The sequence below is a fragment of the Serratia sp. JSRIV002 genome (assembly GCF_019968725.1).
Lineage (GTDB): Bacteria > Pseudomonadota > Gammaproteobacteria > Enterobacterales > Enterobacteriaceae > Chania > Chania fonticola_B.
In genome coordinates this window covers 956,036-973,854 of sequence record NZ_CP074143.1, presented here as the reverse complement: position 1 = coordinate 973,854, position 17,819 = coordinate 956,036, and the positions used below count along the sequence as shown (strand labels likewise).

Genomic DNA, 17,819 nt, shown 5'->3' with positions numbered 1-17,819 from the left:
TATCGCACCGACGAGTCATTTTGAACTAAAGTGTACCGTCCAATTATTTATGCTAAATATCACACTTAAACAGCATTAAATTCCAATAGGTGATCAATTAATAAACAATAGTAAATAATTAAAGCTATGCTTGGTATCGAGGGGGGATTTTATAGAACCATCAGAAGTGGGCTTGAACAGCCACTATTGGGGAAGGTCAATAATGAATAACTGGCTAGAAATAAACACAAATCATTGATATGTATTGTTATTTTAAAATTAAGAATGTACCTACAACAAATTTGTTGACTCGCGAAAAGATAATCCCTAGAGTGCGTGACAGTTTAGTTCAAAGTGTACCGGGTGAATTAAATCATTACATTTGTTTACCAGACTTCTTTAAATCTCCGCGCGTTGCTGGCCGTATAAAGTACGGTGTGCTGAATATTCTTATGCCCAAGAAAATCCTGAATCAACCGAGTATCTATCCCGCGGTCGGCCAGCGCGAATCCACAACCATGTCGCAGCATGTGAGGATGGGCGTTAACCTCCAGACCAGCCAACTCACTGTAATTACGCATTAACCAATAGATACGCTGGCGGGATAGATGATTCCCTTTCTCGGAAAGGAATAACCAGTCGCTGTCGGCGCCTCGATAAGTACGTCTGACCTTTAACCAGGCGCGTAACGCTTTATGTTCTTGGGCATATAAAGGATGAATGGTGGAAAAGCCGTTTTTCAGGCGATGGATATAAATGCTTTTACCCTCCAAATCGATATCGGAAAGGCGCCAGCGGTTGATCTCACTGACGCGACATCCGTGGATAAAACACATCCAAATCAAACAGTAATCGCGTTCGGCATGTTTACCATGCTGAGTAGCTCCTAGCAGACGCGCAACTTCGGAAGGAGTCAGATGCTTGCGATTATTCATAGTGCCTCACTGTGACTTTACTAAAAAATGTGCAGGGCTATTCATCCTTTTACATACCTACAAGATTCATAGGATCGCTGATGCAAGGGTTGCTACAGCTTCAACCTATCCCAGAATCAGTATAGCGGAGAGGAAAAAAGACAACAGCCATGGAATTGCCAAGGATATCCGACAAAAAAAAAGAAAGGCCATAGAAAAGCCAATGATCTATGATTTAAAGGGTTATTCTTTCTTAAGTGTGAGATAAATCCGAAAAAACTCATTCTCAATGTAATGAAATGCTCTATCAATAATGAGTGCGGAAGCCAACGCTGGATTGATATATTATATCTTCATAACATTCTTATCCATGACTGCATAATAGGTTAGAGGTGGCTATATATACGATAGTAGACTCAACCTAGATTGGATGAGTCTAACTATTATAGATGAATTAAATAAACTGCTTTTCAAACAGATTTTAATTATATTCTGATCGAACGAAAACGCCCCGCGTTACTGGCTGTATAAATTACCGTATTCTGTATATTTTTATGGCCCAGATAATCCTGGATTAAGCGAGTATCGATGCCGCCATCAGCCAGCGCATAGCCACAGGCGTGGCGTAACATATGCGGATGCACGGGGACATTCAGTCCAGCAAGTTCACCATACTCGCGAAACAGGCGATGCATCTGCTGGCGAGAAAGCCGCCCCCCCTGGCGTGAAAGAAACAGAAAATCACTGTCTGCTTCAAGATATTGCGGGCGCAGGGCCAGCCAACTGACCAGAGCGGAGTGCTCACGCGGCTGGATCGGATGTTGGACAGAAAAGCCATTTTTCAGGCGATTAACGTACAATTTTTTGCTAAGTAGATCCAAATCTTGCAGGCGCAGATTACAGAGTTCGGAGACGCGCAATCCATGAATGAAGCAAACCAGCAACATACATTTATCGCGGACGGTATTCTTATGCTCAGGAATTGCATCAAGTAAACGCTGTACTTCATCCATGCTCAAAAACTTACGATTGGTGTTAGCCGACATGCGGTATTTCCCTATACACATTTTTCCAGATATTGGATTTAACGACATAAGAAAATTCTGGTCAAGCTACAACCTGATGCTCATCATAACTTTGTGGAATAAATCGAATTTCAGCGGGTTTAGTGCCATTAATTCATTTCACATCGTAGTAATAACGTGTGGGACAGTCTGTTTTTTCAACAGGCAATTCTAACATCGGTGCTTTATTTAACCACGCAAACCGTAAGCTAGACTCACCATTTGATAGAAGGAGGGGGTGATCGTAGATGCTCTGAAGTAAGGAAATAGGGAGTTATCGAAAACGCTTGGGGTATGCAGAGATACCCCAATAGAAGAGTTAATCAGGCTTACCTTAGACGGTCAAACCCCCGTCAAGGATCAGGCTTTGGCCTGTCATATAACGGCTATCATCTCCGATGAGAAACGCGGTGGTACGCGCTACTTCGCTGGCTTTGCCCAGGCGGCGTAGAGGGATTTGCTTGCGCAGCGCCTTCAGCGCCTCCGGCGGAATGGCCTGCGTCATCTCGCTTTCGATAATCCCGGGCAGCAGACAGTTCACCCGGATACCAAAACGGGCCACTTCCAGCGCCAGAGATTTCCCCAGGCCGATCATCGCCGCCTTACTGGCCCCATAGGCCGTTTGCCCGATGTTGCCCTTGATGCCCGTCACCGAAGACATCAGCACCATCGCCCCTTCCCCCTGCGCCATCATGGCGGGCAACAGGTGCCGATTCCAGTAGAAGATGGCGTTGAGGTTGGTGTCGATCACCTGCCGCCAGCGCTCCCCGGTTTGCTGGATATGCAAACCATCCTGCGTGATCCCGGCGTTATGGATCACCGCAAAAGGCGCGCCAAGGCGAGCCAGCAGTTGTGGAGCCACAACATCCACTGCCTGCTCATCGCTGCCGTCACAGACACAGCTCTCCACCAACCCCGGCAAACCCGCGCAAGCTTCTATAACTGCCGACTCCGCCTCAGAGCCACTACGGCAGGTGAACACCACGTTCCACTGCCTGGCCAACTCCTCCACCAACGCCCGACCAATCCCCCGGCTACCGCCAGTCACTAACACCCATTGTTTAGTCATAGGATCACTGTTGCGCGTCGACCAGGCTTTGACACAGTTCACCCAGCGTCATATTCGGCTTGTCGATGAACATTTCGGCAGTCAGCGTGGCCCCAAACTCACGTTTGGCCAACACCATCAACTCCACATAGTCCAGGCTGTCCAGCTTCAACTGATGCAGCGGCATCTCTGGCGACAGATCGCTCATTTCGAGATCTTTGGCATCGCAAATCATTTCAGTGACGGTGTCATAAACCTGTTGATACTTTTCCATGATGAAATCCCTGTAGTTAATTGTCGGCCAATGGCCATGTTTTTAAGGTCACCGAGGTGACGAGCAACGGATACTGCTGCGTTCTGGCCTCGATCACCGCACGTAGCACAAACCCGTTGCTTCTATCCCCAATAATCAGCATCGGCTGGATGTGGTAATACAACCGATCTTCGGATTCAAACAGCGCCGTGGGGGTAAACAAACGGGCGCTGAAGTGAGTTTCATGGTGCGTTTGCACCACCGGGATCTGGGCAAACACGTCGATCAACGTGGCGGCCCGGAGTTCAGGTAATGCGGTGGCTAGCGCCGCCAACGTTTCCGGAGACTTGACCAACAGTTGGAACAGCAGGGCATCGAAAAAACTCCACGCCTGCGTGGCTTCCAATGCCTGCCCCGGGAAGGGCTGGCAAAGCGCCATCACCTCGGCCACGGTCAGCGCATGTTCGTGATTGCAAGCCGCCAGTTCCAACGGGCGGCCCGCAGCCAGCTTGCTGTTGAAGCAGTTTTTCTGCGTCGCGCAATCCAACAACTCGCCGGTGATCTGTTTGCCGTTAGCCCCAATCAGCAAGTCATACGGCGTCTGGCACAGCACCGGCCGACGCATGCGGGTACTGAATACATAAAAGTCATGTTCCGGCGGGCTTGCAAGCAGCGCCGCACTCAACTGACGTTTCATATCCAGCATTGCCCGCATCCCGTGAACGCTCAATTGATCGGCCCCCATTTTGCGGACGTGTTGCAGATCAAAGTGGATCGGGTTGTAGTCACCGGAAAAGGCGGCCCACTCCTCGGCATCGCGCAGGGTGTAGTTGAGGATCATGCTCATGCCTGCCCAATGACCAGCGCCGCGTTGGCACCACCGAAGCCGAAGCTCAGATTCAGGATGTTCTGCAATTTGGCCGGGCGGTGCCCTTCACTGATGTAATCCAGATCGCACTCCGGATCGGCATTTTTCAGGTTACAGGTGGCTGGCATCAACTGATGCTGCAACGCCTGCAGGCAGATAATGGACTCAAAACTGCCCGCCGCCGCAATCAGGTGTCCAGAGTAAGACTTGGTGCTGGAAAGCGGCGTGCGGTAGGCCGCCTCGCCAAAGGCCAGCTTGATTGCCTGGGTCTCATTCAGATCGTTGAGCGGCGTGGACGTGCCATGGGCATTGATATAATCGATATCTTCCGCCGTCACCCCAGCCTGGTACAGCGCGTGCTGGATGGTTTTCACCCGGGCAATCTTGTCTTCCGCTGGCGCGGTAAAATCAAAGGCATCGGAGTAGTTGCCGTAGCCTTTGATCTCCCCAAAGATCGTTGCCCCACGCGCCAGTGCGGCTTCGCGCTCTTCAAGACACAGTACGGCAGCTCCCTCAGACAGCACAAAGCCGTTACGATCGAGGCTAAAGGGGCAGCAGGCCTTGCTAGCATCGTCCTGTTCACTTGCCAGGGCGCGCAGAATATCGATGTTCCACACGGCTGCATCGGTACGCAACGACTCACCGGCACCGGCCAACATCATCGACGCACGGCCGCTGCGGATCACCTCGGCCGCATCACCAATGGCGATCGTTCCGGTGGCGCAGGCGGCAATCGGGCTATTTTGATAACCACGCAGGCCCCAGAACAGGCTGCACGCTGCCGTAGCCGCATTCGGCATGGACAGGAAGCAGCCAAACGGTGAGCCCAACCCCGTACGCAGATAGCCTTCGTAGTTAAGATGGGTTTCATCCTGACCCGCCCAGCCGCTGCCGATGATAGTGCCGCAGTCCAGCAGATCGTAATACGCCGCCGGGCTCTCACCGTGGAAGGCCATCTCCATCGCTTCGCGGGCCGCCCCCAGCGCAAGACGGGCAAAACGTGGCAGACGACGGCGGATCGCCGCCGGGACGCCCTTCAGGCTGGGTTCATCGTCGATCACGCCGAAGAAACGTGACTGGATCCCCTTGGCAGACATATCGACATGGCGATAGCCCAGTTGATAATCCATGATCGCTGCCCAGCTTTGCTCGGCATTCATCCCTAATGGTGTGACCGCACCGAAACCTGTAACCACCACGCGACGTGGCAAAGCATCTTTATTCATGACTTCATCCTGTTATATCACCGTTTTTTCCACACCGCCGCCCAACGCCAGCCACAGTTTCATGGTGGCATTGAGGTAGTTGTACTGTAGATCTGACAAATTGGTTTCGATGGTCAGCAAATCGTCCTCGGCATCCAGCAAGCTCTGGAAAGAGACCGCCCCCGCCTGGTACTGGCTTCTAGCCAATACCAGCCGCTGCTGGCTAAGCTGCAGATTCTGTTGCTGATTGATTTTTTGCTGTTGATAGCTGAGCCGTTGCGACATGGCGTTATCCACGTCGGACAGCGCGCTATAAACCTTGCTGCGGAAGACGATCGCCGCCTGTTTGACGTCAAGATTGGATTTCTCAATGGTCAATTGCACCGTGTTCCACTGCACAAACGGCAGCGCAGCGTTGGCTCCCAGCGTCCTGACAGGATTGCTGAACCATTGAGAGAAAATGCTGCTGGCAGAGCCGAGTGACGCAGCCAGTGACAGCGATGGATAGAAGCTTAAACGCTCCACATCCGAACCGGCCAGGGCTGCTCGCAAACGCCCTTCCGCCGCCTTCACGTCTGGACGGCGGGCAATGACCTCAACCGGCAGCACTTTGGCAATTGGCACATCCTGATTGATGTCCAGCGAGCTGCGCTCTGCCTGGCGATCGGTGGGCGAACGGTTAAACAGGATCGCCAGCGCATTACGGTTCTCTTCCCGCTGCTGTTGCAACGTGCGATAGGTGTTCTCGCGATTAAGCAACGACTGTTTCGCCTGTAACAGATCGAGCTGTCCGGCAGCACCGGAAGCATAACGTGACTGCACCAGTGCCAGCGTCTGCTGGCTGATTTCCAGGCCCGCTTGCTGCTGTTTTATCTTCTGGTTAAGGTTGGCGATCTGCCAATAATACTGCGCCGTATTGCCGATCAGCGTTAGCGCGGTGTTTTGCCGATCCTGCTCCGTGGCTTCAGCCTGCCACTGCGCCTGTTCTCTGGCACGTGCCAATTTTCCCCACAGATCCAGCTCATAGCTCAGCGACAACGTCGTGCTGTAAGACTCCGTCGGGGTGGTATTGCTACGCAGGTTTTTACTGTTGTTGGCGTTACCCTTAACTGAAACATCAGGCGTTAAGTTGGTATCGGTTAACCCGGCCGCCAATCGGGCCTGCTGGAGCTGTATGCCCGCGATGGCCAGATCGTTGTTGCTGGTCAGCGCGCGTCCGATCAGCATCGAGAGCTGTGGATCCGCGAAGTTATCCCACCAGTGGTCAGTGTGTTGCAGATAGCCAGAACCGGTATCCTGCACTCGCCACTCGGCGGGCACCGACAACATTGGCCGCTGATAGTCGCTTTTCGTCAACGAGCCACAACCGCTCAGCAGCAGGGGCAACAGCATCACCAGAGAAAGTTTGTTGTTCGTCATTCGCGTGCCAGCGCCTCCGTGGGATGAAGACGTGCCGCATTGCGCGCCGGGAAGAAGCCAAAACCCAGGCCGATCAGTGCAGAGAACCCGCAGGCAAGTACCAACGGTGGCCAGGTAAAGATCATGGTGAACTCTTTGGTTACCCACGAGAAGATCATCCCGGCCAACCCGGAGCCAATAATGCCGATCAGCCCGCCAAGCGAGCAGATCACCATTGCCTCAATCAGGAACTGGCGCATAATGTCCGCTGGCCGCGCACCGACCGAAAGACGAATGCCAATCTCGTGGGTACGCTCGGTGACCGACACCAGCATGATGTTCATCACACCAACGCCTCCCACCAGCAGTGAAATCCCGGCAATAGCGGTGATCAACAGATTCATCGAATCCGACGCCTTGCGGATGGCCTGCGTCATCTGATCGTTGGTCTGGGTGTAAAAGTCACGCTGGCCATGAGCCTGTTCTACTAGTTTTTCCACGCGTCCCTGAACCTCATTCGGTGAAAGCCCGTCACGTACACGCAAGGTCATGGACTCGATCGGCATATCACCGGACATACGCTCCAGCAGCGCGGTATAGGGCATCCAGGCGCCCAGCATCATGCCGCTGAATTTGCCGCCTTTACGTTCGGCAACGCCGATCACCCGGTAAGGCGTACCGCCAAGCTGGATGATTTCCCCTTCTGGTGTTTCATCCGTTTCAAACAGCGTATCGCGTAATTCCGGATCAATAATTACCACCGGTTCCCGCTCGTCCAGATCGCGCTGGGTAAAACCGTTACCAGAGATAAAATGCAGGCCCTGCACGCGGAAATAGGCATTGCTGATGCCAGAAATCGCCACCGTAACCTCTTTGCCACCGCGCACCGCGGTAACCGCTGTGCTGACCACTGGCGATACACTGTCGACATAAGGCTGGCGAGCCAACAGTTCTACATCGGAAACCTTCAATGCGCGCGCAAAGTCAGGGCGCACTTTCCCTCTCCCTTCACCAGGGCGGATTTCCAACGTACTGTTGCCCAGTTGGCCGATCTCCCTGAGAATATTTTGCCTTGCACCCTCACCCACCGCCATCGACGACACCACGGAGGAGACGCCGATAATGATGCCCAGCATCGACAGGAAGGCTCTGGCACGGTGCCCCATCAGCGCACGCCAGGCCATCTTGATCGCCTCTTGCACGCTCTGCCAGAACGGGTTACGCCCAGTAGCAGCAACCACCGGCAATACGGGACGGGTTTCCAGTGGCGCAACCGCTTCATTGCGCCTATCGGCAATAATTTCACCGTCGCTGATTTCGATAATACGCTGCGCCTGATTGGCGACATCCCGATCGTGAGTGACGATAATGATGGTGTGCCCCGAGCGATGCAGAGAGTGCAGAATCTCCATTAACTCCTGCCCACTGGCGCGATCGAGCGCCCCCGTCGGTTCATCGGCCAGAATGATTTCGGCCCCGTTCATCAACGCTCGGGCAATACTGACGCGCTGCTGTTGCCCGCCGGAGAGCTGCGCCGGTTTGTAGTTCATCCGCTGTTGCAACCCAAGCCGGGTAAGCAGGTATTCAGCCCTCGTCTGACGCTCCGCCGCTGGCATGGCGGTATACAGGGCAGGAATGGCGACGTTTTCGCTGGCGCTCAGGTACGGCATCAGGTGATAGCGTTGGAAAATAAACCCGATGTACTGGCTGCGTAACTGGGCCAACTGCTCACTGCTGGCGAGTTGGGTGGAGATCCCCTTGATCTGCATCTCCCCCTCGGTTGGCTTATCCAGGCAGCCGATGATATTCATCAGCGTGGATTTCCCCGAGCCGGACGCCCCCACGATCGCCACCATCTCGCCAGGCTGGATGGATAGGGAGACATTTTTCAGCACCGCTACCGTCTGCAATCCGGAGACAAAATGACGTGAGATCCCGCTCAGTGAAATCAGCGCAGGGGTTGGCTTAACCATTGCTAGCGCTCCCCATCAACACCACGCGGTCGCCCTCTTTCAGTCCTTCTTTCACTTCGGCAAACTGGCGGTCGTTCAAGCCGATGCGAACCCATCGTGATTCAAGCTGTTTGCCGTTCATCACCTGCACCTGATAACGATCTTTACCCTGTTGTTCACCAAAGGCGGCCACCGGGACACGCAGGGCGTTCTTCGCCTGCTCGGTAATGATAAATACCTGAGCGGTCATAGAGGTACGCAGCAGACGTTTGCTGTTGGCAATGGCAAATACGCCACTGTAATACACCGCCGAGGCTTGCTGATTAGAGGAACTGGACGGGTTATCTTCCCGCAAAGCGTCGCTTGGCGCTTCCTGGATCGAGCCCATCACGCTTTCGTAACGCTGCTTGGGATCGGCCACCACGTAGAACCACAGCGGTTGCCCCACGCGTACCTTCAGGATATCGGTCTCTGAAATACGGGTGTGTACCGTCATGGTATCCACATCCGCCAGCACCAGAATGGTCGGGACGGTCTGTGACGACACGATGGTCTGCCCTTCCTTGGTGACGATCCCCAGCACTTCACCGTCGATCGGCGCAACGATACGGGTAAAGCCCAGATTGGCCTTGGCGGTTTCCAGCTCCATCTGCGCCTGGACGATCTGCGCATCGTTGACCTTCAACTGGGCAACCTGGGTTTGGAACTGCGCCTGCGCCTTTTCCAGATCGCTTTTAACGCCTGAACCATCACGATCCAGCTTTTGCTGACGCTTCAGCTCCTGTTGATACTGTTTGAGCGTTGCCTGGGTGACTTGTTTTTGTGCTTCGGCACTTTGCAGGGCTGCCTCAGATTTACGCAGTGCGTTTTGTTGCAAGGTCGGGTCGATTTCCGCCAGCAGTTGCCCGCGGGTGACACGATCGCCCTGCTTCACATACAGCTTTTGCAATTGTCCGTTAACCTGGGCACCCACGCTGACCTGCAGTGCAGGTTTAAGAATGCCGGTGGCAAGCACGGTTTTTTCGATATCGCCACGGGTGATCTCTTCGGTGTCATAGGTATGATCCTGCGCTGGTGTCGAGACGTACCAGACGATCGCGCCGATCAAGGCCACCAGGCACAGCAAGGCGAGCATTACCAGACGGCGAGCCTTGCCAAACATCTTCAGCTTCATCAGCACACCGCCGTAGTCAGTGTCGGAGATGTTTCGACGCTGGCCACATGGCCATTGCTCACGCGGAACACCCGATCAAACATCGGTAATACGCTCTCGCTGTGCGTCACGGTGATCAACGTTTTATGCCGTTCGCGACAATGCGCCAGCAAGGTGGCCATCACCTGATGCGCCGTTTCTTCATCCAGATTGGCCGTAGGTTCATCAAGCACCAGCACCGGGCGATCGCTGTACATGGCCCGAGCCAACAGTAGACGTTGGCGTTGCCCCTGAGACAGCCCAGCATGGCTTTCACGGATCAGGGCATTCAGGCCGCCCGGCAATTTCTCGATCACCGGGGCAAGATTCAGCCCCTCCAGCGAGCGCTCAATCTGCCGATGCTTTTGCTCATTAAAGTTCTCATCAAACAGCGTGATGTTTTCCAACACCGTGGCATTGAACAAGATGTCCTCCTGGCTTTGCAGGAAGAACAGCGCATGCACCTGCTGATAATCGAGCGGCTGACCATCCACCATGACGTCCCCTTGCTGTGGTGGCATCAGGCCGGTCATCACCTTCAGCAAGGTGCTTTTACCCGCGCCAGATTCACCGACAATGGCAATGCTTTGGCCCGGCGTGAGCGACAGCGAAAGATCGTGCAGCACCGGTTGCTGGGCGTCATAGGCAAAGGCGATATGGTGATAACGCAGCAGCGAGGTGAACGACGGGATGGGCGCAGGGACCGCATCATTGCCTGACTCCGGTGCAGAACGTGACGGAAACAGATCCCGCGCGCGGGTATCAATCACGTTCAGCTGATTCTTTTGCAGGATGGAATAGAAAATTTTGGTGATGTAAGAGGTGAAAATTTCACGCACAAAGCTATAGGCAAAGAACTCCCCGAGCGTGATAGTTTCGTTTTTCAACAACGGCAGCGCCAGGAACATAAACAGCACCATCTCCAGGCTGCCGATCAGCTGATACAGGCTGCTTTTGACCTGCTCGTACATTCTCTGTTGCTGGCGGCAGGTAAACAGCGCCAGGGCATATTTGGCAAACAGGCCCTTGCGTTGACTATCGAGCCCAGCAGACTTGATGGTGGCGAACCCTTGAATGCTCTCCAGGATAAAGTCGCTCTGATCGGCCGTTTTGACCTGCATTTGCTGGGTAAAATAGCGGTCACGATAGATGGCCCAGATGCTAACCAGCCCCATCAGGGTGACACTGATACCAGACACCATGGCCAGCAGTGGACTCATGTAGCACATCACCGCTAGCGCGATGGCACCGATGATCCAGTCGGTACGCAGGCCGTTATCCAGCTCGATTTTAATGCCCGAGGCCATCTGCCAACTGGCAAAGCGGCTAAACACGTCACCTGGTGCACGTTTATCAAAGAAGTTCAGCGAGTTACTCAGCAAGCGCGAGAAGCCCGCCACGCTGTTGACCACCACAAAGCGTTTAATAAATCGCTCGGTGATCCAGCGCACGCCGAAGGCCAACGTGGTCGAAACGACAAACGCCAGCAGGAAGTAAAAATAGGGGAAATCTGTTTTTCCCGCAGAGGAAAAGACCTGGTTGATGGCGCTACTGACCATCGTCGGCATGATAAACAGGGTTAACGAGATTAGAAACGCCAGTATCATCAACCGGTAAATGCCGGGGATACGTGCCGTTTCTTTCAGACTCATGGTGTCGAACATGCGAAAGCGTTTACTGCGCTGCACGTTGGCCAGCGCCTGCGGATCGGGCTGGGTTTCATTGTCCAGCACCAGCGCAAAACCGCTGATGTCCAGCTTTAACGCATCGATAGGCAGCAGTTGTTGGCCGATGCCCGGATTCATGACGCAGACATGGTTGCCTTTACGGTAGGCCAGCACCACGTAATGGCTGGCGCCATAATGCAAAATGGCGGGCAGCGGCAGTTCCGCCAGTTCGTCATGCTCAAAAGCCACGGGATAAGCGGGCATCGCCAATTCGCCCATGATATCGCACAGCCTGGCCAGCGAGGTGCCATGCTGCGAGGCCGGATAGCGTTCACGCAGGCTTTCCAGCGAGACATCAATCCCCTGGGTTTCCGCCATCATGGCGATGCAGGCCAGCCCACATTCGTTAGTTTCGCCTTGAAAGACCAGCGTCGGGATTATCTTTTCCATGATCTGACTTCTTCAATTTCCGGTTTATTCATTGATAAAAAATAACGAATGTGCGTGCCATAACAGCCAGTCCTCGGGGTGGCGGACGATCGAACTCTCAACAATTTCCGGCAGCCTGGCCTTCACACTGCGCGCCGGCATCGGCGGGTCAATGTGGATTTTTATCTCTTTGTCGTAATACAGGTAATAAAACACCACCTGCGCCGACAGCGCTCGGGCAATGCGGATCACGCCGCTGTGCAAATTGGCCGGGCGATCAAACAGACGACAACTGAGCTTTGCCGTTTGCGCCTTATTGGTATTGACGGTGTAATCCGGCGAGATATCCGGAAAAATCATGATATTGCGTTGATGATCGGCCGCTTCCATAATCGCTCCCATCAGATTGCCAGCAATTTCCCGGTTATCATCATGGATCGAGCAATAGGACAGGTTAACGCCCCCTAATTCCCGCGCCCTGGCGTGATACACCTCCACGCTCACGGAGACAATGGCCGTCGCCTTTCCCGGAAATACCCCCGCACCGACCATACCGGCCAGCACGTCAGAGAGCATATGCAGCGGTGCCAGCACCACTGGGTGCCCAGCCTGATGCAAAGGCTCGACGACCGCATTAAGTTCTGCCTGGCAGCGAGCCAGTTGAGCTGCGACCTGAGGGCTCTGACCGTAGGTTGCGGCCAGCTCCAGTAAACGGCGGCGCTGACTGGTGCGGGCAAAATTCCCTTGGTAGTCAGCCCCGAGCAGGGATTGCTTGTTCGCCTCGGCCACAAAGGCGCGCCGACGATCGCCTCGGTTACCTAATCGCAGCCAGCGGCCCAGTGCCGCCAGCCCAAGGAACCAACGGTAGCTGCCATGGCGCAGCAGCCAACAAACCGTCTTGCCGTATGCCCTGCGCAAGGGCAACAAACCGCGAGCAATGCCTGTGAGCGCCTCTCTCCACGTCAGATATATCCATACGGCAAATAAACGCATTATTTCTCCAGCGGTTTATCATTCTGCAACAATGACAGCAGATGATCGGCAAACTCAGGGAAATCGCGATCCTGCACGGCCATCCACTTTTTGTTGACGATAAACGTTGGGGTCGCCCTGATTTTGTAATGCCCGGATACTTTGGTCATATAGTCCAGTAGCTCTGCTACCTGCGGTGTCTGGCTTGCCTTGTTATAGGCATCAAGATCGATACCGTTTTTCGTTAACCATTTATCGCGATTGACCGGGTTACTTAAATCAATTTTACCTTTGATAATGGCGTTATAAGCGCTCTCACGGTGCTGTGGTTCAATGCCCATCACCGTCAGCGTGGCAAACAACGGGGCAAAGCTCGCCAGGCCATCATTGTTTTGGTTGGCGATATGCACACGGACCAGTTGAGTCCCGGCGGGCATCCGCGCTTCCATCTTGGCAACATTCTCTTCGTTCAAGGCGCAATAGTGGCAGCCGTAAGAGAAGATCTCGATAATCGTATTATCCGTGTTTATCGGGCTGGTTTTAACGTCGCTCTCGCTGACCATGGTCAGAGCCTGTTGTTCAGGACCGGCATTCTGATTCAGCACAAAATAGTGGAAATAAGCCGTGGTGATCAGCGAAGATATAATAATAACCAAAAGGGTATAGGCGAAAAGATAAAAGGGCTTCTTGAACATGAGCGCTACGTCCTAAATTACATATACCCAATATCTTTCAAGGTTGCGTGTGAATAATCACAAACCTTAATGTATAAGGGTAAATCGATTAGCACTTAATAACGGAGGGATATTGATTTTTTTAGTCAGGCAGGCTGCAATAATCCTTGCAGCAGTCACATCCCTGTCCATTAAAAATGCACGAGAATCAAACAGGCTGATGCGATAAACCTCACCGCACCAGCACTGGCATCAGTCCCTGTCAGACAGGGAACCAATGTTTACATTATGGCTGGGCAGGGCAGCTGCTCAGTGGAACTGGCTTGCTGTCAACGCTAACAACCTTGCCATCTTTGTCTACACAAGTGGTAACCGCATTACAAGTAGTTGGGGTAATGTTTACATACTCAACGCTACAGGTTTTGCAAGTGCCGCCAACGATTGTGCTAGCTTCAGAAACGTTTAATTTTTTCACAACATCATCCTTATATAAAAGTGAAATAAATAGCCCTAGTTATGTCTATCATCAACGATAGAACAAATCTACGCTCAATATAAAGGCACGATAACCCATGCCTTTATTAAAGCGCAGAATAGATGATATTTATTAACTTCTCTGTTACGGCGAGGGCAAAGATACCGTGATCTCCAAAGCAGATCAATGGTATTTTTATTGATAAATATTATATAAGAATTATATTACGGAATTATTGATAAAGGAGTGTTCTTAGAAAAAACAGGTGCCACACTCTAAAAAACAGGGTTAAACCCTATCATTATCGCATTAATTAAAAAAAGCCAAATACAGGATCATTCTTACCTCATAAGAATAATCATACCTTGTGAGTGGAAAATTTTAGATAAAAAACGGACGCTTTCCAGCTTAGTCAACGGCTCTGGCGGATGGGGTAATACGCAAACAGGCATCATTTCCTCCCGGTTGTGATGCACTACGCATTATTTTTCAACGCCGCGTAACACGGACGTATTGTGGTGGAACAGCCACGCATAATCCGCATTCCTCCCTCGCTACCTGCCGTTGGCCATTTTAACGTTGCCTCCTGATGACACGGAGGAAACAACAGATGGAAACACAACGCGGTTTTAGCCTAATCGAATTGATGGTGGTGATTGCCATCGTCGCCATCCTCAGCGCCATTGGCATCCCCGCCTATCAGCGCTATATCCAGAAGGCCGCCATGACCGATATGTTGCAGGCCATGGTGCCGTACAAAATGGCGGTTGAATTGTGCGCATTGGAAGGCGGTGGCCCGTCTGGCTGCGATGCTGGCAGCAAAGGGATCCCTGCAGGAGCGACAACACGTTACGTCAGCAGTATCAAAGTCACCGGGGGAACCATCAGCCTGGTCGGCACACAGAGCCTGCAAGGCCTGACGGTGACCCTGGCTCCCACAATGGACTCCACCGGCCCGATGCGCTGGACGCGCCAATGCAGCAGTAGTAACTCCAGCCTGCAGGAAACCTGCCAGGAAGTTTTCCGTTTTGATGATGCAGCGCAGTAGTAAAGGAGGGGCGGCATGGAAATCAGCGATGAAATCCACACGCTGTGCCAACGCTACCAGGCACTGGCACTCAGCGAAGACGAGCAGCGGCTGACTATCGCCCTGCATGGTGAAATCCCTGCGGCACTGGTGAGCGCTTTGCGTTTCGCCACCGGCAAAAGCGTGGGGATTGAGCAATGGCCCGTTGCGCGGCTGGAACAGGCACAGAATCAGCGGCAATCCCTCGCCCTGGTTCCACCGCCGGAAAATACCGAGGAGCGGCCCCCTTCGCTAAACGACGACAGCGACACGCCGGTGGTGCAATTTATTAACCAAACGCTGCGTAGCGCCATTCAACGGCGTGCCTCTGACGTGCATTTTGAACCTTATCAGCAGCGATTCCGCGTCAGACTCAGGATCGACGGTGTGCTACAGGCGATCGCCTCTCCGCCCTTTTCTCTGGCGGCCAGGATCACTGCCAGGCTGAAGATCATGGGGCAACTGGATATCGCCGAGCGCCGCCTGCCACAGGACGGCCAACTCAGCGTGCAGCTGGATAATGCCAGTTTCTCAATGCGGATCTCCACCTTACCCACGCTGTATGGCGAAAAGGTGGTACTGAGGATCCTGCAAACCGATCGCCAGGAGCTGCCGCTCGAGCAGCTTGGTATGAGTCTGGAAGCACTTGGGTGGTATGCCAATGCCCTCTGCAACCCGCAAGGCATGATCCTGGTAACCGGCCCGACTGGCAGCGGTAAAACCGTGACGCTGTACAGCGGGTTACGCCAGCTGAACGATGCGCAGAGCAACCTGTGCAGCGTTGAAGATCCCATCGAGATCCCGGTGTTCGGTATTAACCAGACGCAGATCAACAGCAAAACCGATCTGGACTTCGCTCGCGTGTTACGGGCCCTGCTGCGCCAGGATCCGGATGTCATCATGATCGGCGAGATCCGCGATAAAGAAACGGCAGAAATTGCCGTCAAGGCGGCACAAACCGGGCATTTGGTGCTATCGACCCTGCACACCAACTCCACCTGCGAAACGTTGACCCGCCTGACCCAAATGGGCATTCCCGGTTACCTGCTGGCGGCCTGCCTGAAACTGGTGATCGCCCAGCGCCTGGTGCGACGTTTGTGCCCCCATTGCCGCTATCCACAAGTTGAGATCCTGCACTTCCCGGCTACCCTTTGGCCGGAACCCCTGATCCCGTGGCGTGCAGCTGGCTGTGAGCATTGCTTTGGCGGTTATTACGGCCGGATCGGCGTTTACGAACTGCTGAAGATCACACCCGAAATCCAAAATGCCCTGATGCAAAATGCCTCGGTGATCCAGTTGGCCGATATAGCACAGCAGCAGGGCCAAACAACGCTGCTACAAGCGGGCCTGGAGCTGGTCGCCAAGGGAATAACCTCGCTGGAGGAACTGTACCGCGTAGTCGGGGTGAACACTCAAGGTGAGAGTACAGCATGAAAACTCGCCGTCTGTTTGTTTGGCAAGCCATCGATAGCCAAGGTGGAATTCGCAGTGGCGAACTGCTGGCGGAGGAGAAAAATCAGGTCTATCAGCATTTGCTGGAGCAAGGATTGCAGCCTTACCAGCTGGGGGCGGGGAAACGGGTCTCCGCACGTCAATGGCGTGGCGAGCCGATGATCCAATTCACCCGTCAGTTGGCAACTCTGCTGCAAGCCGGGTTACCGTTGGTCAATAGCCTACAGTTGCTGGCTCAGGAGCATCAGTCGGCGGCCTGGCGCTGTCTGTTGCTGGAAATCAGCAATAGCGTGGCGATGGGGCAACCCTTTTCCGAGGTGATCGCAGACCAACATCGCGTATTCCCGCTAATCTACCGCCAACTGATCGCCATCGGCGAATTGACGGGTAATCTGGATCGCTGCTGCCTACAGCTGGCACAGCAACAAGAAGCTCAGCAAAGGCTACAGAAAAAAGTGCTGAAGGCGCTGCGCTACCCACTGTTTATCTGCCTGGTGGCCATTTCAGTCACCATACTGATGTTGGTGATGGTGCTGCCAGAGTTTGCCGTGATTTATCAGTCATTTGACGCCCCGTTGCCCTGGTTTACTCAAAGGCTGCTGGCACTGTCCGGCGCATTGATTGCTACCGGGCCTTATCTGTTGCTCACGGTGGCTGGGCTGGCAGGATTTTATTGGCGTAGGTTGCATCCGTTAGCCGATTGGCAACAACGTGAGCAGGCAATGTTGCTACGCATTCCGTTGATTGCCTCGTTGGTCAAGGGCAATTGCCTGAGCCAGGTGTTCCGTATTCTGGCCATGACGCAGCAGGCCGGATTGACGCTGGTGGCAGGGCTAAGCGCCGCGAAACTTTCGGTGAATATTGTGTTTTATTGCCAAGCGCTGACGGCGATCGAACAGCAGCTCTCTCAAGGGTATCCTTTCCATAGCGCACTAGCTCAACAGCCGCTGTTTCCTTCGCTATGCCAGCAATTAGTGCGGGTGGGGGAAGAATCCGGCACGCTCGATGTCCTGTTGGACAAGCTGGCGCTTTGGCACGAACAACAGACCTATGAACTCGCCGATACGCTGGCGCAAACGCTGGAACCTTTGTTGATGATAGTGGTTGGCGGGATTGTAGGTACGTTGGTGATCGCGATGTATTTGCCGATATTCCAACTGGGGAATGTACTGGGGTAATGCTTTCAATTTTTGCCCTGTTTGTTACGGGCG

The 17,819-nt window shown here is 53.5% G+C and carries 16 protein-coding genes; 3 read left to right on the top strand and 13 right to left on the bottom strand.

Features of this window, described 5'->3' with window-relative positions; translation table 11 throughout:
* Nucleotides 1-365: 365 nt before the first annotated feature.
* The 13 genes from KGP26_RS04480 to KGP26_RS04420 form a co-directional block, all read right to left on the bottom strand.
* Nucleotides 366-914, bottom strand: a complete 549-nt coding sequence (locus tag KGP26_RS04480; RefSeq protein WP_039995509.1) for a tyrosine-type DNA invertase — start codon at nucleotides 912-914, stop codon at nucleotides 366-368.
* Between the two features lie 464 nt (nucleotides 915-1,378).
* Nucleotides 1,379-1,939, bottom strand: a complete 561-nt coding sequence (locus KGP26_RS04475; RefSeq protein WP_094982140.1) for a tyrosine-type DNA invertase — start codon at nucleotides 1,937-1,939, stop codon at nucleotides 1,379-1,381.
* Between the two features lie 352 nt (nucleotides 1,940-2,291).
* Nucleotides 2,292-3,026 carry an SDR family NAD(P)-dependent oxidoreductase gene (locus tag KGP26_RS04470; protein ID WP_094982141.1) on the bottom strand — a complete coding sequence of 245 codons (735 nt, stop codon included), beginning with the start codon at nucleotides 3,024-3,026 and terminating at the stop codon, nucleotides 2,292-2,294.
* Nucleotides 3,027-3,030: 4 nt separating this feature from the next.
* Nucleotides 3,031-3,279: an acyl carrier protein gene (locus KGP26_RS04465; RefSeq protein WP_021179352.1), complete on the bottom strand. Its 249-nt coding sequence runs from the start codon at nucleotides 3,277-3,279 to the stop codon at nucleotides 3,031-3,033.
* A gap of 16 nt (nucleotides 3,280-3,295) precedes the next feature.
* The gene (locus KGP26_RS04460; protein WP_071926038.1) at nucleotides 3,296-4,105 is read right to left on the bottom strand and encodes a MaoC/PaaZ C-terminal domain-containing protein; all 810 of its coding nucleotides are present in this window, start codon (nucleotides 4,103-4,105) and stop codon (nucleotides 3,296-3,298) included.
* Nucleotides 4,102-5,352 carry a beta-ketoacyl-[acyl-carrier-protein] synthase family protein gene (locus KGP26_RS04455; RefSeq protein WP_059199756.1) on the bottom strand — a complete coding sequence of 417 codons (1,251 nt, stop codon included), beginning with the start codon at nucleotides 5,350-5,352 and terminating at the stop codon, nucleotides 4,102-4,104. Before KGP26_RS04455 ends, KGP26_RS04460 begins: the two co-directional genes overlap by 4 nt.
* A gap of 12 nt (nucleotides 5,353-5,364) precedes the next feature.
* Nucleotides 5,365-6,660: an efflux transporter outer membrane subunit gene (locus KGP26_RS04450; protein ID WP_371822175.1), complete on the bottom strand. Its 1,296-nt coding sequence runs from the start codon at nucleotides 6,658-6,660 to the stop codon at nucleotides 5,365-5,367.
* Between the two features lie 86 nt (nucleotides 6,661-6,746).
* Nucleotides 6,747-8,702 carry an ABC transporter permease gene (locus tag KGP26_RS04445; protein WP_059199754.1) on the bottom strand — a complete coding sequence of 652 codons (1,956 nt, stop codon included), beginning with the start codon at nucleotides 8,700-8,702 and terminating at the stop codon, nucleotides 6,747-6,749.
* The gene (locus KGP26_RS04440; protein WP_223665080.1) at nucleotides 8,695-9,855 is read right to left on the bottom strand and encodes an efflux RND transporter periplasmic adaptor subunit; all 1,161 of its coding nucleotides are present in this window, start codon (nucleotides 9,853-9,855) and stop codon (nucleotides 8,695-8,697) included. Before KGP26_RS04440 ends, KGP26_RS04445 begins: the two co-directional genes overlap by 8 nt.
* Nucleotides 9,855-11,990 carry a peptidase domain-containing ABC transporter gene (locus tag KGP26_RS04435; protein WP_115159075.1) on the bottom strand — a complete coding sequence of 712 codons (2,136 nt, stop codon included), beginning with the start codon at nucleotides 11,988-11,990 and terminating at the stop codon, nucleotides 9,855-9,857. Before KGP26_RS04435 ends, KGP26_RS04440 begins: the two co-directional genes overlap by 1 nt.
* Nucleotides 11,991-12,014: 24 nt before the next feature.
* Nucleotides 12,015-12,962: a hypothetical protein gene (locus KGP26_RS04430; RefSeq protein WP_059199751.1), complete on the bottom strand. Its 948-nt coding sequence runs from the start codon at nucleotides 12,960-12,962 to the stop codon at nucleotides 12,015-12,017.
* Complete coding sequence (locus tag KGP26_RS04425) at nucleotides 12,962-13,636, bottom strand: DsbA family protein (RefSeq protein WP_059199750.1); 675 nt, start codon at nucleotides 13,634-13,636, stop codon at nucleotides 12,962-12,964. Before KGP26_RS04425 ends, KGP26_RS04430 begins: the two co-directional genes overlap by 1 nt.
* A 265-nt stretch (nucleotides 13,637-13,901) precedes the next feature.
* Nucleotides 13,902-14,090, bottom strand: a complete 189-nt coding sequence (locus KGP26_RS04420; protein ID WP_071926037.1) for a DUF4762 family protein — start codon at nucleotides 14,088-14,090, stop codon at nucleotides 13,902-13,904.
* Between the two features lie 610 nt (nucleotides 14,091-14,700).
* Here KGP26_RS04420 and ppdD point away from each other — a divergent pair.
* From ppdD to hofC, 3 genes are read left to right on the top strand one after another with little or no spacing between them, the layout of a single operon-like run.
* The gene (gene ppdD, locus KGP26_RS04415; RefSeq protein ID WP_059199749.1) at nucleotides 14,701-15,138 is read left to right on the top strand and encodes a prepilin peptidase-dependent pilin; all 438 of its coding nucleotides are present in this window, start codon (nucleotides 14,701-14,703) and stop codon (nucleotides 15,136-15,138) included.
* 15 nt (nucleotides 15,139-15,153) lie between these two features.
* A complete protein-coding gene (gene gspE / locus KGP26_RS04410; protein ID WP_059199748.1) occupies nucleotides 15,154-16,590 on the top strand; it encodes a type II secretion system protein GspE in 1,437 nt (478 codons plus the stop codon).
* The gene (gene hofC, locus KGP26_RS04405) at nucleotides 16,587-17,786 is read left to right on the top strand and encodes a protein transport protein HofC (protein WP_223665079.1); all 1,200 of its coding nucleotides are present in this window, start codon (nucleotides 16,587-16,589) and stop codon (nucleotides 17,784-17,786) included. Before gspE ends, hofC begins: the two co-directional genes overlap by 4 nt.
* Nucleotides 17,787-17,819: the final 33 nt, after the last annotated feature.